Annotated in this window: 27 protein-coding genes; 13 read left to right on the forward strand and 14 right to left on the reverse strand. The window is 68.0% G+C overall.

Annotated features, from left to right (window positions below; genetic code table 11):
- Positions 1–17 precede the first annotated feature (17 nt).
- Positions 18–449 carry a DUF6526 family protein gene (locus MLE43_RS02970; RefSeq protein WP_243301597.1) on the forward strand — a complete coding sequence of 144 codons (432 nt, stop codon included), beginning with the start codon at positions 18–20 and terminating at the stop codon, positions 447–449.
- A 16-nt stretch (positions 450–465) separates the two neighbouring features.
- On the opposite strand, the gene MLE43_RS02975 is transcribed toward MLE43_RS02970, so the two are convergent.
- A complete protein-coding gene (locus MLE43_RS02975; protein ID WP_243301599.1) occupies positions 466–645 on the reverse strand; it encodes a hypothetical protein in 180 nt (59 codons plus the stop codon).
- A gap of 121 nt (positions 646–766) precedes the next feature.
- Positions 767–1,654 carry a DUF1684 domain-containing protein gene (locus MLE43_RS02980; protein ID WP_243301601.1) on the reverse strand — a complete coding sequence of 296 codons (888 nt, stop codon included), beginning with the start codon at positions 1,652–1,654 and terminating at the stop codon, positions 767–769.
- A gap of 62 nt (positions 1,655–1,716) precedes the next feature.
- Between MLE43_RS02980 and MLE43_RS02985 the strand changes: the two genes are divergently transcribed.
- Positions 1,717–2,688: a DUF1028 domain-containing protein gene (locus MLE43_RS02985; RefSeq protein ID WP_243301604.1), complete on the forward strand. Its 972-nt coding sequence runs from the start codon at positions 1,717–1,719 to the stop codon at positions 2,686–2,688.
- A gap of 18 nt (positions 2,689–2,706) precedes the next feature.
- Here the strand turns inward: MLE43_RS02985 and lspA are convergent, their stop codons facing one another.
- From lspA to MLE43_RS03020, 7 genes are all read right to left on the reverse strand, one after another.
- Complete coding sequence (gene lspA, locus MLE43_RS02990; RefSeq protein ID WP_243301606.1) at positions 2,707–3,198, reverse strand: signal peptidase II; 492 nt, start codon at positions 3,196–3,198, stop codon at positions 2,707–2,709.
- Complete coding sequence (gene ileS, locus MLE43_RS02995) at positions 3,195–5,987, reverse strand: isoleucine--tRNA ligase (RefSeq protein WP_243301609.1); 2,793 nt, start codon at positions 5,985–5,987, stop codon at positions 3,195–3,197. Before ileS ends, lspA begins: the two co-directional genes overlap by 4 nt.
- A gap of 131 nt (positions 5,988–6,118) precedes the next feature.
- A complete protein-coding gene (gene mscL / locus MLE43_RS03000) occupies positions 6,119–6,502 on the reverse strand; it encodes a large conductance mechanosensitive channel protein MscL (RefSeq protein ID WP_243301612.1) in 384 nt (127 codons plus the stop codon).
- A gap of 64 nt (positions 6,503–6,566) precedes the next feature.
- On the reverse strand, positions 6,567–7,655 hold the full coding sequence (locus tag MLE43_RS03005) for an OmpA family protein (RefSeq protein WP_243301614.1): 1,089 nt from the start codon (positions 7,653–7,655) through the stop codon (positions 6,567–6,569).
- A 252-nt stretch (positions 7,656–7,907) separates the two neighbouring features.
- Entirely contained in the window at positions 7,908–8,051 is a 144-nt protein-coding gene (locus tag MLE43_RS03010; protein WP_243301616.1) for a biotin/lipoyl-containing protein, read from the reverse strand.
- Between the two features lie 10 nt (positions 8,052–8,061).
- Positions 8,062–8,583 carry a biotin/lipoyl-containing protein gene (locus MLE43_RS03015; protein WP_243301618.1) on the reverse strand — a complete coding sequence of 174 codons (522 nt, stop codon included), beginning with the start codon at positions 8,581–8,583 and terminating at the stop codon, positions 8,062–8,064.
- Between the two features lie 10 nt (positions 8,584–8,593).
- Complete coding sequence (locus tag MLE43_RS03020) at positions 8,594–10,087, reverse strand: acetyl-CoA carboxylase biotin carboxylase subunit (protein WP_243301620.1); 1,494 nt, start codon at positions 10,085–10,087, stop codon at positions 8,594–8,596.
- 33 nt (positions 10,088–10,120) lie between these two features.
- Between MLE43_RS03020 and MLE43_RS03025 the strand changes: the two genes are divergently transcribed.
- Positions 10,121–10,564: a hypothetical protein gene (locus tag MLE43_RS03025; RefSeq protein ID WP_243301622.1), complete on the forward strand. Its 444-nt coding sequence runs from the start codon at positions 10,121–10,123 to the stop codon at positions 10,562–10,564.
- Positions 10,565–10,570: 6 nt separating this feature from the next.
- Here the strand turns inward: MLE43_RS03025 and coaBC are convergent, their stop codons facing one another.
- Positions 10,571–11,779, reverse strand: a complete 1,209-nt coding sequence (coaBC, locus tag MLE43_RS03030) for a bifunctional phosphopantothenoylcysteine decarboxylase/phosphopantothenate--cysteine ligase CoaBC (RefSeq protein ID WP_243301632.1) — start codon at positions 11,777–11,779, stop codon at positions 10,571–10,573.
- Between the two features lie 87 nt (positions 11,780–11,866).
- On the opposite strand from coaBC, the gene MLE43_RS03035 reads away from it, so the two are divergent.
- The 7 genes from MLE43_RS03035 (at position 11,867) to MLE43_RS03065 (ending at position 18,154) form a co-directional block, all read left to right on the forward strand.
- The gene (locus MLE43_RS03035) at positions 11,867–12,151 is read left to right on the forward strand and encodes a DNA-directed RNA polymerase subunit omega (RefSeq protein ID WP_243301634.1); all 285 of its coding nucleotides are present in this window, start codon (positions 11,867–11,869) and stop codon (positions 12,149–12,151) included.
- 135 nt (positions 12,152–12,286) lie between these two features.
- Complete coding sequence (locus tag MLE43_RS03040) at positions 12,287–12,964, forward strand: TetR/AcrR family transcriptional regulator (protein ID WP_243301636.1); 678 nt, start codon at positions 12,287–12,289, stop codon at positions 12,962–12,964.
- Positions 12,965–13,000: 36 nt separating this feature from the next.
- On the forward strand, positions 13,001–13,993 hold the full coding sequence (locus MLE43_RS03045) for a beta-barrel domain-containing protein (RefSeq protein ID WP_243301638.1): 993 nt from the start codon (positions 13,001–13,003) through the stop codon (positions 13,991–13,993).
- A complete protein-coding gene (locus MLE43_RS03050) occupies positions 13,993–14,916 on the forward strand; it encodes an ABC transporter ATP-binding protein (RefSeq protein WP_420843161.1) in 924 nt (307 codons plus the stop codon). The genes MLE43_RS03045 and MLE43_RS03050 overlap by 1 nt, the downstream gene beginning before the upstream one ends.
- Positions 14,909–15,871 (forward strand): ABC transporter ATP-binding protein, encoded by a 963-nt coding sequence (locus MLE43_RS03055; RefSeq protein WP_243301643.1) that lies wholly within the window; start codon positions 14,909–14,911, stop codon positions 15,869–15,871. The genes MLE43_RS03050 and MLE43_RS03055 overlap by 8 nt, the downstream gene beginning before the upstream one ends.
- Positions 15,868–17,013 (forward strand): ABC transporter permease, encoded by a 1,146-nt coding sequence (locus tag MLE43_RS03060; protein WP_243301644.1) that lies wholly within the window; start codon positions 15,868–15,870, stop codon positions 17,011–17,013. Before MLE43_RS03055 ends, MLE43_RS03060 begins: the two co-directional genes overlap by 4 nt.
- 10 nt (positions 17,014–17,023) lie before the next feature.
- Complete coding sequence (locus tag MLE43_RS03065; protein ID WP_243301646.1) at positions 17,024–18,154, forward strand: ABC transporter permease; 1,131 nt, start codon at positions 17,024–17,026, stop codon at positions 18,152–18,154.
- Positions 18,155–18,169: 15 nt separating this feature from the next.
- Here MLE43_RS03065 and MLE43_RS03070 read toward each other — a convergent pair whose 3' ends face one another.
- Positions 18,170–18,952, reverse strand: a complete 783-nt coding sequence (locus MLE43_RS03070) for a DODA-type extradiol aromatic ring-opening family dioxygenase (RefSeq protein ID WP_243301648.1) — start codon at positions 18,950–18,952, stop codon at positions 18,170–18,172.
- A 116-nt stretch (positions 18,953–19,068) separates the two neighbouring features.
- On the opposite strand from MLE43_RS03070, the gene MLE43_RS03075 reads away from it, so the two are divergent.
- Together MLE43_RS03075 and MLE43_RS03080 are read left to right on the forward strand one after the other, a co-directional pair.
- Positions 19,069–19,797 (forward strand): pyridoxine 5'-phosphate synthase, encoded by a 729-nt coding sequence (locus MLE43_RS03075; RefSeq protein ID WP_243301650.1) that lies wholly within the window; start codon positions 19,069–19,071, stop codon positions 19,795–19,797.
- Positions 19,794–20,612: a DUF4388 domain-containing protein gene (locus tag MLE43_RS03080; RefSeq protein WP_243301651.1), complete on the forward strand. Its 819-nt coding sequence runs from the start codon at positions 19,794–19,796 to the stop codon at positions 20,610–20,612. The genes MLE43_RS03075 and MLE43_RS03080 overlap by 4 nt, the downstream gene beginning before the upstream one ends.
- Before the next feature lie 12 nt (positions 20,613–20,624).
- Here the strand turns inward: MLE43_RS03080 and MLE43_RS03085 are convergent, their stop codons facing one another.
- Complete coding sequence (locus MLE43_RS03085; RefSeq protein ID WP_243301654.1) at positions 20,625–21,311, reverse strand: fumarylacetoacetate hydrolase family protein; 687 nt, start codon at positions 21,309–21,311, stop codon at positions 20,625–20,627.
- A 10-nt stretch (positions 21,312–21,321) separates the two neighbouring features.
- Positions 21,322–22,242, reverse strand: a complete 921-nt coding sequence (locus MLE43_RS03090; protein ID WP_243301657.1) for a tyrosine-type recombinase/integrase — start codon at positions 22,240–22,242, stop codon at positions 21,322–21,324.
- A 31-nt stretch (positions 22,243–22,273) separates the two neighbouring features.
- Here MLE43_RS03090 and MLE43_RS03095 point away from each other — a divergent pair, with 31 nt between their 5' ends.
- On the forward strand, positions 22,274–24,100 hold the full coding sequence (locus MLE43_RS03095; RefSeq protein WP_243301658.1) for an AMP-dependent synthetase/ligase: 1,827 nt from the start codon (positions 22,274–22,276) through the stop codon (positions 24,098–24,100).
- 7 nt (positions 24,101–24,107) lie between these two features.
- On the opposite strand, the gene MLE43_RS03100 is transcribed toward MLE43_RS03095, so the two are convergent.
- Positions 24,108–24,614, reverse strand: coding sequence for a dual specificity protein phosphatase family protein (locus MLE43_RS03100; RefSeq protein WP_243301660.1), 507 nt, complete (start codon positions 24,612–24,614; stop codon positions 24,108–24,110).
- Between the last annotated feature and the right edge of the window lie 54 nt (positions 24,615–24,668).

Below are 24,668 nucleotides of genomic sequence, written 5' to 3' on the forward strand. Positions count from 1 at the left end.
TTCCTTCCGGAGCCCCCATGTCCGCGCCCCAGACCTATGCGACCCATCGCCGCTTCGAGCCCCTGCACCATTTCGTCCTGCTCCCCTTCTTCCTCATCACCACCGTCGCCACGATCTATACGGCCGTGCGCCGCCCCGCCCTTGGCACGCTCTGGATCGCCCTCCTGGCCCTGGCGGTGCTGGCCCTGGCCGTGCAGGTCCGGGTCTATTCGCTCAAGGTCCAGGATCGCCTCATCCGCCTCGAGGAGCGGCTCCGCCTTGCCCAGGTCCTGCCCGCGGACCTGCAGCCCCGCATTGCCGAGCTCACCACCCGGCAGCTCGTCGGGTTGCGCTTCGCCTCCGATGCCGAGGTGGCGGATCGCGTGCGGGAGGCCCTCCAGGAGAAGCTGGACGGGGAAGCCATCAAAAAGCGCATCCAGACCTGGCGGCCGGACGAGTTCAGGGTCTGACCGGCGAAGCGCTCCGCTAGCGCAGCAGTTCCTGGCGCATGACCTCGGCGATCTGGCTGGCCGCCTCGGAGCCGGCCTCATCGCCGGAGACGCGCCGGGCCTGCTGAACCCGCTGGGCGATGGCGATGCAGGCCTCGACCGTCACCTTCTCGACCACCTTGGCTGGTGCCTTGGCAAGGGTGTTCCCGGGCGGCATGGGTCCTCCGGATTGTTTATGATGGGGTGTCTGGACAGAGGATAACGTTTCCCCAAAAACAATCAATGCATCTATTTTCCCAATCCATCTCCAACCAAGGATCTACCGGGCCCGGGTTCCCTCAGTGCTGGCCGTAGTCCTTCTCGCCCGCCCGGATCGCGATCGGGAGGTCGTTCCGCTTCGGCGGCAGGGGGCAGGTCGCGAAGTGGGAGAAGGCGCAAGGCGGGTTGTAGGCCCGGTTGAAATCAAGCACCACTTTCCCGTCCTTGGGCATGGGGGCATAGAGGAAGCGCCCAGCCGGATAGGTTCCCTTCCCGCTGGAGGCGTCGCTGAAGATGAGGAAGAGCTCGGGGTGGGCCGGATCCTCGATGAGGGGCTCCAGGGTGAGCGTCCTGCCCTTCAGCTTGAAGCGCAGGAGTCCCGGCGCCGTCATGGGCTCCGAGGTGCCCAGCACCGTGGGGATGGCCCGGACCTGCGGCGTGGCATAGGGGATGAAGTCCGCTTCCACCCGCCAGGCCGGGTCCACCGGGAAGCGGGCCACGCCATGGAAGGCCTTCCGGGCGGGTGCCTCCGGATCCTTCAGGCGGAGGCCCAGGCGTTCGCCCCGGCGGATGACGTAGAAGATGATCCGGCCCGCCCGCAACACATCGGGCTTCCCGTCCGCATCCGTCTTCAGCGTCGCGGTTTCCACGGCCTGGCCGTTCACGAGGATGCCGCTGCAGGGGAGGAGGCGGACCCGCACCGCGCCGCCTTCCACCGTGAAGGTCCCCGCCTGGGCCGGGGCTGTGCCGGCCGGCAACAGGACGGTCGAACCCGGCGCAGTCCCCAGCGTGTTCTCTCCGGGCCGCAGCCAGTCCAACCCCACCAGGCTCAGCCAGCCATCCTCCGCCGCCAACCGGGTTTCCCGGTCCGCGTGCCAGGCGTCCACAGCCTTCACGTAGGCCGCGTCGGGCGGAGCGGCCGCGCCGAGGAGGAGGCAGGCGGAGGAGAGGGCCAGGGCTCGGTACATAGAGCCATCGTACCAGCGGAGGGTAGGATGATGGGCACGCCCCCACCCCGCACGGAGCCCCCATGCGCCTGTCCGTCCTAGTCCTCTTGACCCTGGTTCTCCCCGTCAGGGCGGGCGAGGTCCCGCGCCGACCCGTGCATACCTACTCCATCGTGGCCCGGGACGCGGCCACCGGAGAACTGGGGGTGGCGGTGCAGAGCCACTGGTTCTCGGTCGGATCCTCCGTGCCCTGGGCGGAAGCCGGCGTGGGGGCGGTGGCCACCCAGAGCTTCACGGATCCGACCTACGGCGCCCTGGGGCTGGCCCTCATGAGGGCGGGCAAGCCCGCGCCGGAGGCCCTGAAGGCGCTCCTGGCGGCGGACCCGGACCGCGAGGTGCGCCAGGTGGCCATGGTGGACGCCCAGGGGCGCGTCGCGGCCCACACGGGCGCCAAGTGCATCCAGGCCGCGGGCCACGAGGTGGGCGAAGGCTTCACCGTGGAGGCCAACCTCATGGACAAGGCCACGGTCTGGCCGGCCATGGCCAAGGCCTTCCGCACCGCCAAGGGCGACCTCGCGGATCGCCTGCTGGCGGCTCTCCGCGCGGCCCAGGCGGAGGGCGGTGACATCCGGGGTCAGCAGAGCGCGGCCATCCTCATCGTGAAGGGCAAGCCCTCCGGCCAGCCCTGGAACGACCGCCTCTTCGACCTGCGCGTGGAGGACAGTCCGGATCCCCTGAAGGAACTGGGCCGCCTCATCCAGCTGCGCCGGGCCTACCGCCTCATGGACGAGGGTGACGGCTTCGTCACCGCCGCCAAGTGGCCCCAGGCCAAGGCGGCCTATGCGGCCGCGGCCAAGCTCGCCCCGGGCGTCTGGGAGATGCCCTTCTGGCAGGCGGTGGCCCTGGCCTCCAGCGGCAAGCCCGACGAGGCCCTGCCCATCTTCAAGCGGGTCTTCGCCGCCGAGCCCTTCTGGAAGCGCCTCGTGCCCCGTCTCGCCGAGGTGGACCAGCTGCCCAAGGATCCCGCGCTGCTCAAGGCCATCGAGGGGCAGTAGGCCTTTCGGGGAGATCCTTCAGCCGTTCGCCTGGGGATGAACCGCCTTCGGCGCCAGCAGCAGCCGCAGGCCGTAGAGGATGGCCCCCACGAGGATGAAGCTGTCGGCCAGATTGAAGGTCCAGTAGTGCCAGGCGCCGAAGATGAAATCCAGGAAGTCCACCACGGCGCCCCGCACGAGCCGGTCGATGCCGTTGCCCATGGCACCGCCGAGGATGAGGCCCAGAGCGACGCGGTCCCAGGAGGAGGTCCCCTTCGCCAGGAAGAAGCGCCCGAAATAGATCAGCGCCGCCAGACCCGCCAGGCCGAACACGGCGAACCGGGCCGTCTCCGGCAGCCAGGTCAGGCTGCCGAAGATGGCGCCCCGGTTGAAGTTCAGGGTCAGGTAGAAGAAGCCCTTGATGACCGGCAGGGACTCGCCCTCGCCCAGGGTCTGCAGGATCCACCTCTTGGAGCCGAGATCCACGGCGAGGGTGGCGGCGGGAAGCAGCAACCAGAGGAGGCGTTTCACCCGGCCACCACGGTCGCGCAGCGGGCGCAGAGCCCGGCATCCTCACCAGTCCCGTGGCCGCCCTTGCGGTTCCAGCAGCGGGGGCACTTCTCGCCGGTGTGCGGAGTGACCGTGACGAGGGGCGTGGCGGCACTCGAATCTGCGGTCCGAGTGATGGAGGAAACCACAAGGAGGTCGTCGAGCGGCTCGCCGAGGCTCTCCAGGAGGTCCCAGTCCGCCTGGCTGCCCAGGGCGATCGCCACGGCGGCGTCCAGGCTCGTGCCGACGGTCTTGGCGGCACGGTGGGGCTCCATGGCGGCCTGCACGGCCTCCCGTACCATCCAAAGCTTTTCCCATCTGGGATCCACCGCCGTGCCGCTGGTTTCCGGAAATCGCTGCTCATGCACGCTGCCTTCGCAGCCGGGAATCTGCTCCCAGGCTTCGTCGGCGGTGAAGCTCATGACGGGGGCCAGGAGGGTGCTGAGACCCTTGGCCAGCTCCCAGCAGGCCTGCCGGCAGCTGCGGCGGCGGGGCGAGGCCAGGGCGTCGCAGTAGAGGCGGTCCTTGATGATCTCGAAGTACCGGCCCGACAGCTCCAGCTGGCAGAAGCCCAGAAGCGCCTGGGTGGCCCGGAGGAACTCGAAGCGGGTGTAGGCGTCGCGCACCTCCCGGGCCATTCGGCCGAAGGCATCGAGCACCCAGCAGTCTAGGGGCGCCAGATCGGCGGGCGCGACCGCATCTTTGGCAGGGTCGAAGTCCGCCAGGGCCCCCAGGAGGAAGCGCAGGGTGTTGCGGGTCTTCCGGTAGGCATCGGCGCTGCGGTCGAGGATCTCCTTGGAGATGCGGATGTCCTCGCTGTAGTCGCTGCTGGCGGCCCACCAGCGCAGGATGTCGGCGCCCAGGGTCTTGAGGATCTCCTCGGGCGTGATGACGTTGCCCAGGCTCTTGGACATCTTCTGGCCCTTGCCGTCCAGCACGAAGCCGTGGGTGACCACCTGCTTGTAGGGCTTGGTGCCCGTGGCGGCCAGGTTGAACAGCAGCGAGCTGTGGAACCAGCCCCGGTGCTGGTCGGACCCTTCCAGGTAGATGAACTGGCTGTAGTCCGCGCGCTTCAGCTCCGGGTGCGACTCGCAGACCACGGAGGCGCTGACGCCGGAATCGATCCAGACGTCGAGGATGTCCGTCTCCTTCTGGAAGACCGTGGAGCCGCACTTGCACCGGGCCCCGGCAGGAACCAGGTCTCCGACGGGGAGCTCCGACCAGGCCTCGATGCCGCCCTGTTCGATGGCGGCCGCGGCCTTCCCGAAGATCGAGTCGGCCACCAGGGGCTCGCCACATGCCTCGCAGCGCAGCACGGTGATGGGGGTGCCCCAGGCGCGCTGGCGGCTGATGCACCAGTCGGGACGGCCCGCGATCATGGCGTAGATGCGGTTCTGCCCCTGGGCGGGCACCCACTGGGTCTGCTCGACGCCTTCGAGGCCCAGCTCGCGGAGGCTCCGCCCCTTCCCGGCCAGCTCGGAATCCATGGTGATGAACCACTGCTCGGTGGCGCGGAAGAGGATGGGCGTCTTGGTGCGCCAGCAGTGGGGATAGCTGTGGGTGAGGCTCTCTTCGTGGAGGAGCGCCCCGATGCGGCGGAGCCGGTCCACCACCAGCGGGTTGCACTCGAAGATGTTCTTGCCTTCCAGCTCAGGATCGTTCACGGCGGGCAGGAACTTGCCGTCGGGGCCCACGAGCTGGAGCAGGCCCAGGTGGTGGGCCAGGTTGAAGTCGTCCACCCCGTGATCCGGCGCCGTGTGCACGAGGCCCGTGCCCGTGTCGGCCGTGACGTAGTCGCCCAGCAGCACCGGGCTGTCCCGGTCGATCCAGGGGTGGCGCGCCACCAGGGTCTGGAACTCCTTCCCCTTGCGGATCTCCACCGTGTGCAGCGGCATCCCGAGCTTCTTGGCGAAGTCCTCGCGCAGGGTCACCGCCACGATGTAGTGGCGGCCGTCCGCGCGGACCACGGCGTATTCCAGGTCCGGGTGCATGGCCACAGCCAGGTTGCTGGGCAGCGTCCAGGGCGTGGTGGTCCAGATGGGCAGGAACAGGGGCGTGGGCAGCTCCATGTGTTTCGCCGCGGCGTCCGTCACGGGGAAGGCCACGGTGATGGCGGGACTGGTCTTGTCGGCGTACTCGACCTCGGCCTCCGCCAGGGCGGTCCGGGCGCCGTAGCTCCAGTGGACGACCTTGAGCTTCCGCGTGACCGACCCGCTTTCAAAGAGCTTGGCCAGGTGGCGCACAGTCTCTGCTTCGTAGCGGGGATCCATGGTGACGTAGGGCTGTTCCCAGGCGCCCAGGACGCCCAGGCGCTGGAAGGCCGTCCGCTGGGTGTCGATCCACTTCTGGGCGTAGGCGCGGCACTTCTGGAGGAACTCGGCGCGGCTCAGTTCGCGGCGCTTGGGCCCCAGGTCCTTCTCCACCGCGTGCTCGATGGGCAGGCCGTGACAGTCCCAGCCCGGCACGTAGGGCGATTCGTAGCCCTCCATCCACCGGGACTTCACCACCACGTCCTTGAGGATCTTGTTCAGGGCATGGCCCATGTGGATGGCGCCGTTGGCGTAGGGCGGACCGTCGTGGAGCACCTCGCGGCCCTTGCCGGTGCCGGCGGCATTGTCCGCCTTCCGCTTGGCCTCGATGCGGGCATAGAGGCCTTCGGCCTTCCAGCGCTCCAGGCGCCTCGGCTCCCGCTGCGGCAGGTCCGCCTTCATGGGGAAATCGGTCTTCGGAAGGAAGACGAAGTACTTTTTAACCGGAGCTTGCTCGCTCATCGGCGCCCTCGTGCGTCGGAGGGACGCACCCGAGCGCCCCTGAGGTTGAAGTTCCAGTTCACCACGGGAACCCCCGCGATCACAAGGGAAAGGGCCCGGAACCCGGGCCCTTTCCCTTCATCCAGCCGCCCCTAGAGCTGGCTGGTGCAGTGCTTGCACCGGGTGGCCTTGAGGGGCACCTGCTCCAGGCAGGCCGGGCATTCCTTGGTGGTGGGGGCGGCGGCTTCCTTCTTCACGAACTTGCCCAGGAACTTGATCAGCACGAGGAAGATCACCAGGGCGATGATCAGGAAGTTCACCGTGGCGCCCAGCACCGCGCCGATGCGGAACTTGCCCAGGACCCACTCCTCCCATTTGATGTTGGCGGGGAGCACATAGGTCACCAGGGGCATCACGATGCCATCCACAAAGGCCGTGATGATCTTCCCGAAGGCGCCGCCCACGACGACGGCGATGGCCAGATCAACCACGTTGCCTTTCATGATGAAGGCTTTGAACTCGTCTTTCATGGACATGGCGATCCTCCGAAAAAGGAAGGGGCGGAGGCCCGTGAAAGACCTCCGCCCTTCAGACGAAAGGCTACTTCTTCGGAGCGGACTCCACGGTCTCCGTCGTGATCTGGCGAACCTCGGCCTTGCCATCCTTCACCTTCACGTCGATCTCGACGCGGCGATTCTTGGCCTGGCCTTCCTTGGTCTTGTTGTCGGCGATGGGCTTGTCGGGACCCACGCCCACGGTGGTGACCTTGGCGGCCGGAATGCCGGAATCCACCAGGACCTTGGCCACGGCGTCAGCCCGGCGCTTGGCCAGGGCCTTGTTCAGGGCCTTGCCGCCCACGGAGGAGGTGTGCCCGCTGACTTCCAGCGAGTAGTCGCCCGGGTAGGCCTTCAACCCGTCAGCCACCTTGCGGATGGCGGCGGTGGCATCCGGACCCAGCTCAGCCTTGCCATTGGCGAAGTGCAGCACGGCCTCGTCGAGGACGATCTTGGCCGGGGGCGGCGGCACGGGCTTGACCACCTGCTTGGGGGGTTCGGGAGCCGGCGGCGGAGGCGGCGGCGGGGGAGGAGCCACGGGCTCGGGCTTGGGTTCAGGAGCCGGCGGCGGCGGGGGCGGCGGCGGAGCGGGCGCGGCCTTCCTGCCGCCGCCCCAGGTGTAGCCCAAGCCCAGGGTGGCCAGGTACTCGGTGCGGGACTTCGGCAGTTCCACGCGGACCGCTTTGGCGCTCAGGTCCATCATGAAATGTTCAGCCAGCTTGCCCATCACGCCGAAGCCACCGTGATAGTTGAGGCGGGTCGTGGCATCACCCTTGCCGGAATAAGGAGACTCGACGTTGGTTCCGCCGATGCCCAGGGCCGCGTAGGGGTACCAGTTGTCCGCGCCCGGCCGGAAGTTGAAGAGCCCAGAAGCGAGCAGATGGGTCTGCTTCGCCGAGCCGATACCGAAGGGGTTCGGATCCGGCTGCAGGTCGTTCTGGAGGGCCCGCAGGTCCAGGCCCCACCGGTTGGTGTACCAATGCCCCACGCCAAGGCCGTAGTGCATCTTGTCCTTGAGATGGGCGTCGTTCTCGAAGATGGTCTGACCCAGGTGGCCCATGACCCAGGCCTGGCCCTCCTGGGCGGACAGGGTAATCGCAGCCCCCGCCAGCAGGAATAGGAGCGTTTTTTTCATGCTACCTCCCTCGATTGTGATTCACATCACGCCACAAACTAGTCCCGAAGCGCACTTTACTTCAACAAAAAATGGGCCTAATTCCTATTTTTGCTGTTTCTAGATCGAATGGATGAGTCCCTGATCCATATGAATTAATCGACCATTCAAACACCTAATCCAGGTAGAGATCGGCCAAATCTGCCTTGAATTTCAAGCAGGTCTGAGGGATTGACCTCACGCACTGACTTCAGGTAGGACCGGAACGGACTTTCAGGCCTCGGGCGCCACGGTGATGAGCGCCGCCCCCGTCTCCACGGTGGCGCCCTCCTGGACATGTACGGTCTTCACGGTCCCCGTGGTGGCGGTCTTCAGTTCGTTCTGCATCCTCTTGGCATCGCCTGCGGCGATACGCAAGGCCTCCGGTTCAGGCCTCGGGCGCCACGGTGATGAGCGCCGCCCCCGTCTCCACGGTGGCGCCCTCCTGGACATGTACGGTCTTCACGGTCCCCGTGGTGGCGGTCTTCAGTTCGTTCTGCATCTTCATCGCTTCCATCACAAGGAGGGTCTGGCCTTCCTGGACGGGGTCGCCGGGCTGCACCAGGAGCTTCACGATCTTGCCGGGCATGGGCGACGACAACACGCCCCCCGAGGCACCCGCGCCGCCGCTTCCCCCCAGCAGCGCCCGCCGGGGGTCCACCAGTGCGAACTCGTAGGCGCCATCATAGAGCATGGCGCGGTAGGCGTGGGCCTCCGGATCCGACGACTTGGCCTGGTCCAGACGCACTTCCACGGATCGCCCGTCCAGGAGGATCGAGTAGCAACCGGGTTCCAGTTCGAGGATGTCGATGGGCTGGCTCTGCCCTTCCCAGACCAGCGTCGAAACGCCGTCCTGGTGGAGGAGTTCCACCTCGAGGGAGTCCTTGCCGATGAGCAGGGTGCGTTTCATCTGATCCTCCCTACAACCGGTTGAACCGGCCCCAATGCTTCCAGGCATCGGGTTTGCCATCGGCACTGGCGGCCGGCTGGGCGGCGCGGCGCTGTTCGGTTTCGAGTTCCTGCAGCAGGGCGGCGGCCACGGCGAATTTCAGATCGGGGCCCTGCTGCTTCTTCTTCCAGAAGGGCTTGTCGAGCATGCCCGTATGCAGCGCGCCCTCACGGAAGGGCCCGTGTTCCATCAGGGCCTCATGGAAGGCGATGTTGTGGCGGATGCCCCCGATGCGGTATTCGCCCAGGGCGGCGCGCATGCGCTCGATGGCCTCCAGGCGCGTGGGCCCCCAGGTGCTCAGCTTGCTGATCATGGGGTCGTAGAACATGGGCACTTCCGCGCCCTCGTAGACGCCGCCGTCGTCCCGCACGTTCCGCCCGCTGGGCGTGCGCAGGAAGGTGATCTTCCCGGGGCTCGGCATGAAGTTCTTGTCCGGATCCTCGGCGTAGACGCGGCACTCGATGGCCCAGCCGTTGAGGGGGATCTCCTCCTGGGTCATGGGCAGCTTCTCGCCCCGGGCGACGAGGATCTGCCACTTCACCAGATCGAGACCCGTGATCCATTCCGTGACGGGATGCTCCACCTGCAGGCGGGTGTTCAATTCCAGGAAATAGAAGTTGCGATCGGCGTCCGCCAGGAACTCCACGGTTCCCGCGCCCACATAGTCCACGGCCTTGGCCACCTTCAGGGCCGCTTCGCCCATGGCCCTGCGCATCTCCGGCGTCACGTGGGGGCTGGGGGCCTCCTCGATCACCTTCTGGTGGCGGCGCTGCACGGAGCACTCCCGCTCGTGCAGATAGACATGGTTGCCGTGGGTATCCCCGAAAATCTGGATCTCGATGTGGCGCGGCTGGACGATGGCCTTCTCCACATACACGCTGTCGTCGCCGAAGGAGGACAGGGCCTCGCCCCGGGCCCGGGCCAGGGAGGAGGTGAACTCCTCGGCCTTGTGCACCAGGCGCATGCCCTTGCCGCCGCCGCCCATGGCGGCTTTGAGCATCACCGGGAAGCCGATCTTCTGGGAAGCCACGAGCAGCTCCTCGTCGGCCATGGTTTCCTGGATGCCCGGCACCACGGGGCAGCCCGCTTGAAGGGCGACGACCCGGGCGGCGGTCTTGGAGCCCATGCTCTCGATGGATTCGGGGCGCGGCCCGATGAAGGTGATGCCCGCGGCCGCGAAAGCCCGCGCCGCTTCGGCGTTCTCGGAGAGGAACCCGTAGCCCGGATGCACCGCGTCGGCCCCGCTGCGCTTGCAGACATCCAGGATCTTCTCGAGCACCAGGTAGCTCTCCCGGGCGGCAGCAGGGCCGATGCAGTAGGCTTCGTCGGCCATGCGGACGTGCAGCGCCCCGCGATCGGCCTCGGAGTACACCGCCACCGTGGGGATGCCCATCTCGCGGCAGGTCCGGATGACCCGTACGGCGATTTCCCCACGGTTCGCAATCAGGATCTTGGTCACGGTCATGGTTGGACCTCGTCTTCGGGCATGATGGATGGCGTGCGATCCCTCAGACTAGCAAACCCGCTGCTCGCCATCACGCTCAGCTTCCTGGCAGTCCACTGCGGGCGGAAGGGCGATCCGGTCCCGCGGCCCCGGGCAGCGGCCCAGGCCATGGAGGCCCGACTGGAGGGCTTGCGGAAAATCCGGCTCGTGCTGCCGTCTGCGGACGTGAACGGCACCCCCCTGGCCGGAGTCGAGTCCCTGCGGGTGCTCTACCTGCCGCTGGGTCTCACCAAACCCACCGCCGAGGAGGTCTTCGGCCGCGGCGAAGTCGTGCTGGAGCGCCGGCGCCCGGACCTGCCGGGGCCTGGGGAGGCCCTCGTCCTGGATCTGAAGTCCCTGCGTCGCCCCCCGGGCTGGATCGTCATCGTGGCCGTGCGCCTGGGCGAGGTGCCCGGACGCCCCAGCGAGGTCCTGCCCTGGATGGATCCGGCGCTCTGAGGAAGGCTAGCGGCCGGACTCCCGGGTTTCGAGCTGGCGGCTCCACCACTGCACGACGGCCCGGGCCAGTGCGTCCTTGTCCAGGGGGCCGATGGGGGCCAGAGGCCCCTGGGCCGTGACCGGCGTCAGCGTGTTGGCCTGGGCTCCGAAGGCCCGTCCACCCTGGATGTCGTTCACCAGCACCGCATCCAGGCCCTTCTTCTGGAGCTTGGCCGCGGCATGGGCCAGGTGGTTCTCGCTTTCGGCGGCGAAGCCCAGGAGCCACTGGCCGGGACGCTTGGCCGCGGCCAGGGTGGCGAGGATGTCCGGGGTGCGGACCAGGACCAGGGTCTCCGGCCCCTCGCCCTTCTTCACCTTCTCGGCGGCGAGGGTTTCGGGCCGCTGGTCGGCCACGGCCGCCGCCCCCACCAGCCCATCCGCCTGGGGCCAACGGGCTTCGCAGGCCGCCAGCATCTCCTGAGCGCTGCGGACGCGGACCGTCTCCACTCCCCAGGGCGCCGGCAGATCGCCACCCAGCACGAGCTGCACCTGGGCGCCGACATCCCGGAAGGCCCTGGCCAGCTCGATGCCCATGGCGCCGGTGCTCCGGTTGGTGAGGGTGCGGACGGGATCCAGATCCTCCCGGGTGGGCCCGGAGGTGATGAGAACCCGCCGTCCGGCCAGGCTGCGGGACTTGGGCGTGCCGCACAGCAGGATGGCTTCGGCGATGGCTGCGACCTCGGCCAGCTTGCCCGAGCCCTCCTCCCCGCAGGCCAGGACGCCCTCGCCGGGTTCGACCACGGCGTGGCCGAAGCTGCGCAGCCGGGCCAGGTTGGCCTGCACGGCGGGATGCTCCCACATGCCGGTGTTCATGGCCGGGGCCCAGAGGATCGGCGCCCGGGTGGCCAGCAGCACCGTGCTGAGCAGGTCCGAGGCCAGGCCGTTGGCTGCCTTCCCGATGATGTTGGCCGTCGCGGGCACCACGGCCACCAGCTCCGCCCACCGGGCCAGGTCGATGTGTTCGATGTTGGGGTTGGCGCGCCACTCGCCCTGGTCCGGATTGGCCCCGAAGCAGGGCTCGCCCGTGAGGCTTCTGAGCGTCAGAGGCGTGATGAAACGGGCGCCCGCCTCGGTGAGGATGCAGCGGACCCGGTGGCCCTGGTTGGTCAGCAACCGAGCCAGATCAGCGGACTTGTAGGCGGCGATGCCGCCGGTGATGCCGAGGATGATCTGCATCGGGGAGACTCCTGGAGCCCCCATCCTACTCCAGCCGCATTGATTGAATGGCTGACCGGTGTTATGCTTCCTGGTTCGGAGTGGCCCATGACCCAGCGCACCATCGTCCGTGTCCCGGAAGAAATCGCCAACAAGTACCGCTTCGTCGTCGTGGCGGGCAAGCGCTGCGACCAGCTCCAGCGCGGTGCCTTCCCCAAGGTCGAGGTGGTCGTGCCCGTGAACAAGCATGGCCAGGCCCAGGATGCCCCCAAGCTCGCCTCCTTCTGGGGCCAGGTCGCCATGGCCGAGGTCGAGGAGAACCGCATCGCCTTCGAGGAGGCTGAGATCATCACCATCGAAGATACGACGGTCGTGCCCATCTCCGGCGAGTGAGGCCGGAAGCCCCATGAAAGCCCCCGAACCCGGGGGCTTTTTCATGCCTTGAAGAAAATTCCACACCCGATGAAATAAGGCTTGCCGAACCCGGGAAGGGATCCCATGATTCAACATCTGTTGAATTGGAGTCCCATGCCCGCTCCCGCCCGCCCCCGCGGCCCCAAGCCCACCCGGATGGATCCCGACCAGATTTTGGATGCGGCCCTGGCTGTTTTCGCCCGGGAGGGCCTCCACGCAGCCAGCCTGCGGGCCATCGCCCGGCAGGCCGGCTGCGATCCGGCCCTGATCTACTACCACTTCGACAGCAAGGAGGCCATGTTCGCGGCCCTGCTCGCGCGACGGTTCCCGCCGATCCGCCAGGAACTGGGTCGGCTGGCGGAGGAGACCGGCGAGCGGCCGACCGCCCTGCGGCTCTGGGAGGCCATCCGCATCCTCCACCGCCATCTGAAGGACGACCCCGGCATCCGCTCCCTCATCCGGGGGGAGATCGTCCGCGGCGCCGAAGGCCTGAGCGACCTGATCAAGGAGCAGATCCGCCCCATCGCCCTGTCCATCCGGCAGCTTCTCGCAGAGGGCGTGGCGCGGGGTGACCTCCGGGCCGAGGTCCAACCCTCCCTGACCACCTTTTTCCTCGTGCGCATGGAACTGGAGATCCTCGACCTCGTGCCCACGGTGCTGCCCCGCGTCCTGGATCTGCCGCCCGGTGATGCCGTCGCGAACGGCCTCGCCACGTGGTTCGACCTCTACTGGCGGGGCATCGCCCGCGATCCCTCCATGCCCCTGCCGCCCCTGCCCCGCCTTGATGCCTGAACCCAGGACTTGACCCGTGCCGTTGGAGATCCGCCCATGACCAGACCCAGTCGATCCGTTCCCATCCTTCAGGTGGCCGCCTGCATCGGGGCGGCGATCCTGGCCATCTCGTGCCGGCAGCGGCCGGAGAACCACCTCAAGCTCTCCGGGAACATCGAAGTGATCCAGGTGGAGGCCAGCTTCCGGGTGGCCGGGAAAGTGCTCGAACGCCCAGTGGACGAGGGCCAGGTGGTCCGGGCCGGACAGCTCATCGCCCGGCTGGATGCCCAGGACCTGGAGCAGCAAGTGGCCATGCGCCAGGCCGATGCCGCCACCGCCAAAGCCGCCCTGGACGCCGCGCTGGCCGGGTCGCGCCAGGAGGAGGTCGAAGCCTCCAGGGCCGCCCTGGAGCAGGCCCAGGCCGATCTCCGCCGGCTGGAGCCCGACGAGGCCCGGCTGCGCGACCTCCAGCAGAAGGGCATCCTCTCGGTGCGCGACTACGAAGCCAGCCGGGCCGCCCTCGAGGCCGCCCGCGGCAAGGTCCGGCAGGCCGACCAGCAGTTCACCCTCGTGCGGAAGGGGCCCCGAAAGGAGGACATCGACCAGGCCCGGGCCCGCTTCGACCAGGCCCAGCAGGCCCTCGCGCTGGCCCGGACCCAGCTGGGCTACGCCACCCTCACCGCCCCGAGTGCCGGCGTGATCCTCTCCAAGAACGTCGAGTCCATGGAGTTCGTCTCCCCCGGCACGGCCGTGGTGACCATGGCCGACCTGGGCCAGGTGTGGCTGCGGGCCTACGTCGAAGAGTCGGACCTGGGCCGCGTGAAGGTGGGCCAGAAGGCCTTCGTCACCACGGATTCCTTCCCGGGAAAGCGCTACGAGGGCCGGGTGGCCTTCATCGCCTCCGAAGCGGAGTTCACGCCGAAGAGTGTCCAGACCAGCAAGGAGCGCACGAAGCTGGTCTACCGCATCAAGATCGATATCCCCAACCCGGCGATGGAGCTGAAGCCCGGCATGCCCGTGGATGCCGACATCGTCCTGGGCGGCCAATGATGGAGACCGTCCGGACCCAGGCGCTCACGCGCCGCTTCGGGGAGCTCGTGGCCCTCGACCAGCTGACCCTGGCCGTGGCGGAAGGGGAGATCTTCGGGCTTGTCGGACCGGATGGTGCGGGCAAGACGACCACCATGCGCCTGTTGACCGGCATCCTCGAGCCCAGTTCAGGCGAGGCGTGGGTCGACGGCCTCCATGCGGTGCGGGAGGCCGAGGGCATCAAGGACCGCATCGGCTACATGGCCCAGCGGTTCGGCCTGTACCCGGATCTCACGGTGCAGGAGAACATCGACTTCTACGCGGATCTCTACGAAGTTCCGAAGGCCGGCCGGAGCGAACGCCTGGAGCGGCTCCTGGCCTTCAGCAACCTCACCCCCTTCCGGCGCCGCCTGGCGGGCAACCTCTCCGGGGGCATGAAGCAGAAGCTTGGCCTGGCCTGCGCGCTCATCCACACGCCCAGGGTGCTGTTCCTGGACGAACCCACCAACGGCGTGGATCCCGTCTCCCGTCGCGACTTCTGGCGCATCCTCTACCAGCTCCAGCAGGAGCGCGTGACCATCTTCGTCTCCACGGCCTACCTGGACGAGGCGGAGCGCTGCAACCGCATCGGCCTGCTCCACCAGGGGCGCCTCATGGCCTGCGACACCGTGGAGGGCGTGAAGGGCCTGCTGAAGGGCGCCCTCCTGGAGGTGCGCTGCGAGTCCCCCCGGCGGGCCGCGGGGGTGCTGCGCGCCGCCGCCCTCGGCTCCGTGGCCCTCTTCGGTGACCGCATCCACGTGCTGGCCGCAGACGCGGATCGGGGCCGGGCCGCCGTGGAGGCCGCTCTACAGGCAGGAGGGATTCCCGTGTTGGGACTCCAGGTGATCGAGCCCACCCTCGAGGACATCTTCACCTCCGCGATCCCCGAGGCGGCCCATGCCTGAGCTCGCCGTGACCCTGCGCCACCTCGAACGGCGGTTCGGGGACTTCGTGGCCGTGAACCGCATCAGCCTGGACGTCCGCAAGGGTGAGATCTTCGGCTTCCTCGGCCCCAACGGCGCGGGCAAGTCCACCACCATCCGGATGCTCTGCGGGCTGCTGGAACCCACCAGCGGGCAGGGCACCGTAGCGGGGTACGACATCCTCACCGAGCGCGAGGAGATCAAGCGGGGCATCGGCTACATGAGCCAGAAGTTCAGCCTGTACGACGACCTCACGGTGGAGGAGAACATCGACTTCTTCAGCGGCATCTATCGCGTGCCTCCAGAGAAGAAGGCCGGGCGGAAGGCCTGGGTGCTGGACATGGCCCACCTCCAGGAGCACCGCCGCACGCGGACGGGCCTGCTCCCCGGCGGCTGGAAGCAGCGCCTGTCCCTGGGCTGCGCCCTGCTCCACGAGCCCCGGGTGCTCTTCCTGGACGAGCCCACGTCGGGCGTGGATCCCCTGAGCCGGCGGTCCTTCTGGGACCTCATCTACCAGCTGGCCGGCGAGGGGGTCACAGTCTTCGTCACCACCCACTACATGGAGGAAGCCGAATACTGCGACCGCCTGGCCCTCATCTACCGGGGCGAGCTGGTCGCCCTGGGGACGCCCAGCGAGATGAAGGGCGAGCTCATGGCCGACCAGGTCCTGTGCGTTTCCTGTGACCGCTCTCACGAAGCCCTGGGCGTGGCTGCCGCCGTGGCGGGCGTCCGGGATGCGGCCCTGTTCGGGCGCGACATCCACCTCATGACGGAGGATGCCGCAGGCCTCGCGCCCCGCCTGCGCCAGTCCCTCGAGGCGGCTGGTTTCCAGGTGGACGCCGTGGAACGCATCACGCCCTCCCTGGAGGACGTCTTCGTGTCCCTCATCGAAGCCCGGGACCGCGCCGAGGGCGCGCAGCAGGAGTTCAGGGCATGAGCGGCGCCCTCAATTTCCGGCGGCTCGGCGCCGTGGCGCGCAAGGAGTTCATCCACGTCCTGCGGGACCCGCGCGCCCTGGCCATCGCGATCGTGCTCCCCATGATCATGCTGATGATCTTCGGCTACGCCCTGACCATGGACCTGGACCGGGTGCCCCTGGCCGTCTGGGACCAGAGCCGCACGCCCCAGAGCCGGGAGCTGATCAGCCGCTTCGAGGGATCGCGGTACTTCTCCGTGGGCGCGAGGCCTGGCTCCTACGCCGAGGTGGAGGATGCCCTCGCCCGGGGGCGGACCATGATGGCGCTCGTCGTCCCCGTCGAGTTCGGGCGGCGGGTCGCCTCCGGGCGGAAGGTCCAGGTACAGGTGCTGACCGATGGCAGCGATGCCAACACCACGACCCTGGCCCTCTCCTACGCCGACGCCATCGTGCGGGGCTACTCCCAGGAGATCCTGGTGGAAAAGGCCAGGCGGCTCACGGGCCGCCCCCCCGCCCTGCCCCTGGACCTGCGGTTCCGGGCGTGGTTCAACACGGACATGGAGTCCCGGATCTTCATCGTGCCTGGGCTCATCGCCGTGATCATGATGCTCATCACCGCGCTGCTCACCTCGCTCACCGTGGCGCGGGAGTGGGAGACGGGCAGCATGGAACAGCTCATCTCCACGCCGCTCCTCGGGAGCGAGCTGATCCTGGGCAAGCTCGCGCCCTACTTCGTGATCGGCATGGTGGACATGCTGCTCTCCGTGCTGGCTGGGCGCTTCCTGTTCGGCGTGCCCATCCGGGGCAGCCTGGCGCTCCTGTTCGGCGTCTCCGCCATCTACCTGGTGGGCGCGCTTTCCCTGGGCATCCTCATCAGCACCAAAGCCAAGAGCCAGCTCCTGGCCAGCCAGTTCGCCTTCGTGGCCACCTTCCTCCCCGCCTTCCTGCTCTCGGGGTTCATGTTCGACATCGGCAACATGCCCACGGCCCTGCAGGCGGTGACCTACCTCATCCCCGCCCGGTACTTCGTGACCTTCCTGCGCGGCCTCTATCTCAAGGGGACCGGCCTGGCCCAGCTGTGGCCCGAGTGCCTGCTGATGGTCGCCTTCGGCACCCTGATGCTCGGCCTCGCCATCCGCAGCTTCAAGAAGCGCCTGGCCTGAGGAGGTACCCGTGCTCGAACGCCTCTACCGGATGCTCGTCAAGGAATTCATCCAGGTCCTCCGCAACCCCAGGATGCGGGCCGTCCTGTTCGTCATGCCCGTGGCGCAGATCATCATCATCGGCTATGCGGTGAACACCGACGTGCGCCACGTGGCCATGGCGGTCTACGACCTGGATCGGACCCCCGCCACCCGCGATCTCGTCGCCCGGTTCGAGGGATCCGGATGCTTCGACGTGGTGCGGCGGATCACCTCCGAGCCGGAGGTCCAGGAGGTCCTGGACTCCGGAGAGGCGAAGGCGGTCCTGCGGCTCAACCGGGGCTTCTCCGAGGCCCTGTCCGGAGGCGGCAGCGCCCAGGCCCAGTTCCTGCTGGATGGCTCCGACTCGAACACGGCCAGCGTGGCCCTGACCTACGCCGCCAGGATCTCCGCCGACTTCAACCGGTCACTCATGGAACAGCGCTTCGCGCGGACGGCCGGGGTGCATCTGGATGCCGAGCCCGTCGTCCTCGTCTCCCGTGCCTGGTTCAACGCCAACCTGGACAGCCGCAACTATTTCGTTCCCGGCGTCCTGGCCATGCTCGTGGCCGTGCTCACGATCATCCTCTCCAGCATGTCCATCGTGCGGGAGCGGGAGGTCGGCACCATGGAGCAGATCATGGTGACCCCCATCGGCCGGGTGGAGTTCATCCTGGGCAAGACCATCCCCTTCGCCGTCATCGGCTTCGTCGACGTGGCCGTCATCGCCCTCATCACCGTCTTCTGGTTCCGGGTCCCCATGCTCGGCTTCCCGCCGATCCTGTTTCTCGGCACGGGCCTGTACCTGCTGAGCACCCTCGGCGTGGGCCTCTTCATCTCCACTGTGAGCTCGACCCAGCAGCAGGCCATGATGACGGCGTTCTTCTTCATGCTGCCCGCCTTCATGCTCTCGGGCTTCGTCTACCCCATCGCCAACATGCCCAAGGTGGTGCAGGTACTCACCTACCTGAATCCCCTCCGCTACTACCTCGTCATCATCCGTGGCGTCTTCCTGAAGGGGCTGGGCCTCCAGATCCTGTGGCCTCAGATGCTGGCTCTGGCCCTTCTGGGAAGCGGCATGCTGCTCCTGGCCGCGGGGCGGTTCCGGAAGACGATGGGCTGAGGCGCGCTGCAGTCTTCAGGCGAAGAGGTAGCTCGCCAGACTGAGGCTGCCCAGCTGCCAGCCCTCGAAGACGGGCTCGGGCGCGGCCTGGGCCGCGCCCAGCGCCACGAAGAGGGGATCCAGATGCTCCGAGGTGGGCACGGATTCCGCCGCGCCGGGGGCCTTCCGCCAGTCCGCGAGGGCGGCGGAGTCTTGCGCCGCCAGGCGTTCCCCCACCCAGTCCTGGAAGGCCAGGGCCCAGGGCTGCGGACCTGAGGCGTCCTGCCAGTCCAGCCGGCGGAGGTTGTGGACCACGCCCCCGCTGCCGAGGATGAGCACGCCTGACTGCCGCAGGGGGGCCAGGGCGCGACCAGCCGCCATCAGCAGCTCAGGGGTCCGGGGCCGGGGAAGCGAGAGCTGCACCACGGGGATGTCCGCCTTGGGCGCCAGGTAGCGCAGGGGCACCCAGGCGCCATGATCGAGGGGACGCTGGGCATCAAGCCCGACCTCCAGCCCCGCGGCGTGGAGGAGGCCCGCGGCTTCCACCGCCAGGGCCGGCGAGCCCGGCGCGGGATAGTCCAGGGTGTAGAGGGTTTCGGGAAAGCCGCCGAAGTCGTGCATGACGCCCGGTTTCTCCGCCGAGGAGAGCAGGAAGGGGCCGGACGCCTCCCAGTGGGCCGAACAGACCAGGATGCCGCGCAGCGGCGGCAGGCGGCGCCCAAGCACGGACACGGCTTCGCCCCAGGCTTCGCCGTCCAGCGCGAGCATGGGCGACCCGTGGGCGAGGAACAGGGTGGGGAGCGAGGGTGATCCGGCCATGGACCAAGCATGGGTGGTTTATATAGGTGTTTCAACTTCTTTTTTTGACCTCCAGACCAGCCTCCATCCAGACGATTGGAGGGTAAGCTAAAGGACATCAGCTACTGGAGCCCGCATTGAACCTCAGGCTTGGTGTGAATATCGATCATGTGGCCACCCTCCGGCAGGCCCGGGGCGGCCATGAGCCTGAACCGGTGGCGGCGGCCCTGCTGGCCCAGAGCGCGGGCGCCCATGGCATCACGGTCCACCTCCGGGGCGACCGCCGGCACATCCAGGACCGGGACCTTCGCGTGCTGAAGGAAGTCCTGGCGATCCCCCTGAACGTCGAGTGCGCCGCCACGCCTGAATCCCTGGAAGCCGTCGTCCCCTTCCGGCCCTCCTGGATCACCCTGGTGCCGGAGAGCCGCGAGGAGCTCACCACCCAGGGCGGCCTCGACGCCATCTTCCTTCAGGGCATGCTGCGCCCCGTGATCCGGGAACTCCACAGCGCGGGCATCCACGCCAGCCTGTTCGTGGACCCGGTCCTCGACCAGGTGAAGATGGCCGCCAAGCTGGAGGCGGATGCGGTGGAACTGAACACGGGGGTCTACAGCGACCTGCCCATGGATTCCGATGCCACGCTCGAACTGGGCCGGATCCGCGACGCCGCCCGCCTGGGCAGCCGCCTGGGCCTGCGGGTCCTGGCCGGTCACGGCCTCAACCTGCAGAATGTGGGCCCCATCGCCGCCATCTCCGAGATCGAGGAGCTGAACATCGGCCACAGCCTCATCGGACGAGCCGTGCTGGTGGGCCTGGAACGATCGGTGGAGGAGATGCTGGCGGCCCTGGCGGAGACCAGGCCTTGAGCAATCTCCGCGGCACCTTGGAGAGCATTGCCCTCACCGACGTGGTCCAGCTCCTCCACGTCAACCGGAAGGTGGGCATGCTCCAGGTGACCTCAGGGAAGACGAGCGGTGTGCTCTACTTCTCGAATGGCGAGGTGATCCACGCCGAGACCGTCTCGGCCCGCGGTGAGACCGCCGCCTTCGAAATCCTGGAGTGGGTCGCCGGCCACTTCGAGTTTCTCGCCACCCAGATCCAGGTGCCCGCCTCGATCCGCCGCACCGTGCCGGACCTGCTGATGGACTCCGCGCGACTCCAGGACAGCCGAAGGCGCCTCCACGGGATCTTCCCGCGGCTGACTGCGGTGCCCTGGCCCACCATGCGGCCGCCCCAACTCCTGGAGGGCATCAAGGTCTACGCCGAGGACCGCCGGATCATGCCCTTCTTCGACGGCTACCGCGATTTCCAGGATGTCATGGCGGCCACGGGGCAGAACGACGTGGCCGTCCTCCAGGCGGCCTCCCTCCTGAAAGAGGCGGGCCGGCTGGACGTGCTGGAGCCGGATGCCCACGTCACCGTCGTGGAGCTGAAGACCGGCCTCTTCAAGAAGGCGGACCACATCGGGCTGCCCAAGGCCATGGAAGGCTGGTGGACCGTCCTCGGCCCCTACCGCCACGGCGTCGTCAACCTCCGGGTGATCTGGCCCAAGGGACCGGCCGTGGAGCGGGTGGAGTTCCTGGCCGGACTCCCGGAGAAGCATGTCGCCATCCCCCGGGAAGTCATGCAGGCCTGGGGGCTGTCCGAGGGCGCCCATGTGAAGGTGCGCCCGGCCCCCTGAGCAGGCGCCGGATCAGACCAGGACGATCTCCAGCTCGCCGATGTCCTGAATGCCGCAGCGGACCTTGTTCCCGCGGACCAGGGCCCCCACGCCCGAGGGCGTGCCGGTGAAGATGAGGTCGCCGGGCGCCAGCGCGACGAAGGCCGACAGGTGGGCGATCACCTCGGGCACATTCCAGGTCATCTGGGCCAGGTCCCCGCGCTGGCGATCGACCCCGTCCACCGACAGCCAGATGGCGCCGGCGGCCGGATGCCCGCATCGCGCAGCCGGCATCACCGCCGACACCGGCGCCGACTGGTCGAAACCCTTGGCCATCTCCCAGGGCTGGCCCTTGTCCTTGAACTTGGCCTGGAGATCGCGGCGGGTGAGGTCGATGCCCACGGCGTAGCCGTAAACGCAGGCCAGGGCCTTTTCCGGGGCGATGTCGCGCCCGCCGCCGCCCAGGGCCACCACCAGCTCCACCTCATGGTGCAGGTTCGAGGTGAGGGGCGGGTAGGCGATGTCGCCGCCGCGGGGCACCACCGTATCCGACGGCTTGCCGAAGAAGAACGGGGGCTCGCGGTCCGGATTCCCGCCCATCTCCCGGGCATGATCCGCATAGTTCCTTCCGACGCAGTAGATCCGGCGCACCGGGAAGAGGGCGGCGGAATCCGCGACCGGCAGGACCGGGGCCGAGGGGACGGGGATGACGAAATCCATGGGGGTGCTCCTAGCCTTTCGCCCGGGGGTGGGCTTTTTCGTAGGTCCGGGCCAGTTCCTCCAGGCCCAGATGAGTGTAGCGCTGCGTGGTGCTCAGGCTCGCGTGCCCCAGCAGCTCCTGGATGGCCCGCAGGTCCATCCCCCGGTTCAGCAGATGGGTGGCGAAGCTGTGGCGCAGGGCGTGGGGGCTCACGCGGGACCGAACCGCGGCCGCCTCCAGCGCCGATCGCAGGAGGGCGCGCACGCTGGTGGGCGTGAGGCGGCCGCCCCGCTGGTTGAGGAAGACCGCCGGACTGGGTGGCAGTTCCTTCTGGGCGAGAAAGGCAGACCTGTACCTGAGGTAGGCCTCCAGGATCTCCGCCGCCTGCGCATGGTAGGGCACCAGCCGCTCCTTGCGGCCCTTGCCCAGCACCCGCAGGGTGCGCTGCTCCGCCAGCAGATCCTGGAGGTCCAGGCCCACCAGCTCTGAGACGCGCAGGCCTGAGGCATAGAGCAGCTCCAGCAGGCAGGCCAGGCGTGCGGTGGGGAAGTCCACGGCCGCAGGCAGATCCAGCAGGGCCCGGCTCTCGCCCTCGGTGAGGAACGCGGGGAGGCGCTTGGGCTGCTTGGGGTTCCGCAACCCCGACGCGGGATTCTTGGCGATGCGTCGGGTCTCCCACAGCCAGTGGAAGAAGGCGCGGACCGTGGAGAGGATGCGCGCCTGACTGGCCGGGTCGAGGCCCCGGTCGCCCAGTTCCAGCGCGAACCCGCGCACGGTGCGGGGACTGACTTCCCAGTGGTCCCACTGGCCGCGGACGGCATGGTCCAGGAGCTTGTCCAGGTCACCCTTCTGCGCCCGAGCCGTGTGCGGAGACACCCCGCGGGCGCGCTGCTCCAGATGGAAGGCCTGGATGCCCTCCCCCAGCGGGGCTGCCGTGTTCCCTGTTACCATGACCTCACATCCAAAAGCATCCGGAGTCATTGTGGCGCAGCCCATCGAGACCATTGCCCAGCTTTTCTATGCGGCAGCGGAAAGGAACCTTCCGGATGCCCTGGCGTCGAAGCGCAATGGCGTCTACGTGCCCATCTCCCATGCGGAACTGGTGGCCATGGTGGAGCGGCTCGCGCTGGCCATGGCCGCGCGTGGGATCAAGGCCGGGGATCACGTGGCCTTCATGTCCGAGAACCGCCCCGAGTGGGCCATCGCCGATTTTGCCTGCGCCATCCAGGGCGTTCCGGACGTCACCATCTACGCCACGCTGAACAGCGAGCAGGCGGCCTTCATCCTCCGGGACAGCCAGTCCCGGTGGGTGCTCTGCTCGACCTGCGAACAGCTCGACAAGGTGCTCGCCCACTGGGCGGAACTGCCTGATCTCGAAGCCGCCGTGCTCATCGACGGGGAACTCCCCGCGGACACGGGCCGGAACCTGATGCTGTGGGCGGATCTCCAGCGTGAAGGGGAGGCCATGGAGGCCCGCCGGCCCGAGGTCCGCGTCTGGGGCGAGCAGCGGAAGGCCTCGGACGTCCTCACCCTCATCTACACCTCGGGCACCACCGGCGATCCCAAGGGCGCCATCCTCACGCATGGCAACCTGGTGTCCAATGTCCTCGCGGGCCGGGCCACGGTATCCAACATCACGGACAACGAGCGGGCCCTGAGCTTCCTGCCCCTCACCCACATCTTCGAGCGCATGGCCGGCCATTTCCTCTGGTTCCATGCCGGCGCCTCGATCTATTACGCCGAGAGCGTCGCCACCGTGGCCGCCGACATGCTGGAGGTCCGCCCCACGCTCATGGCGTCGGTGCCCCGCATCTACGAGAAGATCTACGCGAAGATCTACGACACGGTGTCCGCGGGCAGCCTCATCAAGCGGCTGATCTTCCATTGGGCCATGCTGGCCGGCCGCCAGGCCGTGCCCTACCTGCTGAAGGGCCAGGAGCCCCCTTCCTGGAAGGGCCTGTGGTACCGCACCGCCAAGGCGGTCGTCTTCGAGAAGATCCGCCAGAAGACCGGCGGCCGGATGAAGATCGCCGTCAGCGGCGGGGCCCCCCTGGGCGGAAGGATCATGGAGTTCTTCTGGATCCTCGGGATCCCCATCCTCGAGGGCTACGGTCTGACGGAGACCAGCCCGATCATCACCGTGAGCCGCTTCGGCGAGGTGATTCCGGGTTGTGTGGGACGCCCTCTCTACACGGACTGGAACGGTCGCCCCTTCGTGAAGATCGCGGAGGACGGCGAGATCCTCTGCCAGGGGCCGAACATCATGCTGGGCTACTGGAACAACGAGAAGGCCACCCGGGAGGCCATCGACGAGGATGGCTACTTCCACACCGGCGACATCGGGCACCTGGATGACCAGGGGCGCCTCTACATCACGGACCGGAAGAAGGAGCTCATCGTCACCAGCGGCGGCAAGAAGGTCGCCCCGCAGCCCATCGAGAACCTGCTCAAGGTGGACAAGTACATCTCCCAGGCCGTGCTCATCGGCGACAAGCGCAACTTCATCAGCGCCCTCATCGTGCCGAACTTCGACAGCCTGGTGCGCTGGGCCGGGTACAAGAAGATCGCGTTCAAGACGCACGCCGAACTCATCCAGAATCCTCTGGTGTTCGCCAAGATCGGCAGCCGCGTCGAGCGCGTCAACGAACGCCTGTCGAACTACGAGCGCATCAAGAAGATGGTTCTCCTCGACCAGGAGATGACCCTGGAAGGCGGGCAACTCACCCCCTCACTGAAGGTGAAGCGCCGGGTGATCAACCAGATGTACTCGGCCCAGATCGAGGGGATGTACCAGGAGCCCAAAGCCTGAGCCGACCTCAGGTGCGGCCCATCTTGGCCAGGTAGCGCCGCACCGCTTCCTGCGTTTCAGGCAGCTTCAGCCCGGCCTCCGCCGCGATCCGCATGGCCTCGGCCACCGGCATGCCCCGGTCGAGCACCAGCCAGGGGCAGATGGCGGCAGCGGCGCGGTTGCCATTGTTGCAGTGGACAACCACCTTCGAGCCCTTCGGCAGGTCGCGCAGCATGGCCCTCAGGAAATCGAAATCGGCGGCCGGAGGCGTCTTGCTGATGGCATAGCGCTGATAGTGGATCCCCAGCTCCTGCAGGCGGGAGGACTCGGACTCGCAGTCGAGGTTGGGCTCCTCGTCCCGGCGGAGGTCGATGACGTGGGTGATGTGCTCCTTCTTCATGGCATCGCAGGTCGCCTGGTTCGGCGCGCCCCGCAGGACGAAGACTCCGGAACGCACCTCCACGGAGTTCGGAATGGCCGAATCCTGGGCCTGGAGCGTCAGGGCCGGGAGCAGCAGGAACAGAGTCCGGTACATGGAATCCTCCGCGACATCGCCTGGACAGGCCAGGCAGGTTCGCGAAGACCACCG

This window comes from Geothrix oryzisoli (assembly GCF_022808865.1).
In the GTDB taxonomy this organism is placed as follows: Bacteria; Acidobacteriota; Holophagae; order Holophagales; family Holophagaceae; genus Geothrix; species Geothrix oryzisoli.

Coding starts and splice junctions, on each gene's coding strand:
- MLE43_RS03100 (WP_243301660.1), bottom strand. CDS start 24,614: ATGTACCGGACTCTGTTCCTGCTGCTCCCGGCCCTGACGCTCCAGGCC.
- MLE43_RS03060 (WP_243301644.1), top strand. CDS start 15,868: ATGAGCGGCGCCCTCAATTTCCGGCGGCTCGGCGCCGTGGCGCGCAAG.
- MLE43_RS02985 (WP_243301604.1), top strand. CDS start 1,717: ATGCGCCTGTCCGTCCTAGTCCTCTTGACCCTGGTTCTCCCCGTCAGG.
- MLE43_RS03090 (WP_243301657.1), bottom strand. CDS start 22,242: ATGGTAACAGGGAACACGGCAGCCCCGCTGGGGGAGGGCATCCAGGCC.
- MLE43_RS03085 (WP_243301654.1), bottom strand. CDS start 21,311: ATGGATTTCGTCATCCCCGTCCCCTCGGCCCCGGTCCTGCCGGTCGCG.
- coaBC (WP_243301632.1), bottom strand. CDS start 11,779: ATGCAGATCATCCTCGGCATCACCGGCGGCATCGCCGCCTACAAGTCC.
- MLE43_RS03040 (WP_243301636.1), top strand. CDS start 12,287: ATGCCCGCTCCCGCCCGCCCCCGCGGCCCCAAGCCCACCCGGATGGAT.
- MLE43_RS03050 (WP_420843161.1), top strand. CDS start 13,993: ATGGAGACCGTCCGGACCCAGGCGCTCACGCGCCGCTTCGGGGAGCTC.
- MLE43_RS03005 (WP_243301614.1), bottom strand. CDS start 7,655: ATGAAAAAAACGCTCCTATTCCTGCTGGCGGGGGCTGCGATTACCCTG.
- MLE43_RS02975 (WP_243301599.1), bottom strand. CDS start 645: ATGCCGCCCGGGAACACCCTTGCCAAGGCACCAGCCAAGGTGGTCGAG.
- MLE43_RS03035 (WP_243301634.1), top strand. CDS start 11,867: ATGACCCAGCGCACCATCGTCCGTGTCCCGGAAGAAATCGCCAACAAG.
- MLE43_RS02970 (WP_243301597.1), top strand. CDS start 18: ATGTCCGCGCCCCAGACCTATGCGACCCATCGCCGCTTCGAGCCCCTG.
- MLE43_RS03045 (WP_243301638.1), top strand. CDS start 13,001: ATGACCAGACCCAGTCGATCCGTTCCCATCCTTCAGGTGGCCGCCTGC.
- MLE43_RS03015 (WP_243301618.1), bottom strand. CDS start 8,583: ATGAAACGCACCCTGCTCATCGGCAAGGACTCCCTCGAGGTGGAACTC.
- ileS (WP_243301609.1), bottom strand. CDS start 5,987: ATGAGCGAGCAAGCTCCGGTTAAAAAGTACTTCGTCTTCCTTCCGAAG.
- MLE43_RS02980 (WP_243301601.1), bottom strand. CDS start 1,654: ATGTACCGAGCCCTGGCCCTCTCCTCCGCCTGCCTCCTCCTCGGCGCG.
- MLE43_RS03020 (WP_243301620.1), bottom strand. CDS start 10,087: ATGACCGTGACCAAGATCCTGATTGCGAACCGTGGGGAAATCGCCGTA.
- mscL (WP_243301612.1), bottom strand. CDS start 6,502: ATGTCCATGAAAGACGAGTTCAAAGCCTTCATCATGAAAGGCAACGTG.
- MLE43_RS03070 (WP_243301648.1), bottom strand. CDS start 18,952: ATGGCCGGATCACCCTCGCTCCCCACCCTGTTCCTCGCCCACGGGTCG.
- MLE43_RS03055 (WP_243301643.1), top strand. CDS start 14,909: ATGCCTGAGCTCGCCGTGACCCTGCGCCACCTCGAACGGCGGTTCGGG.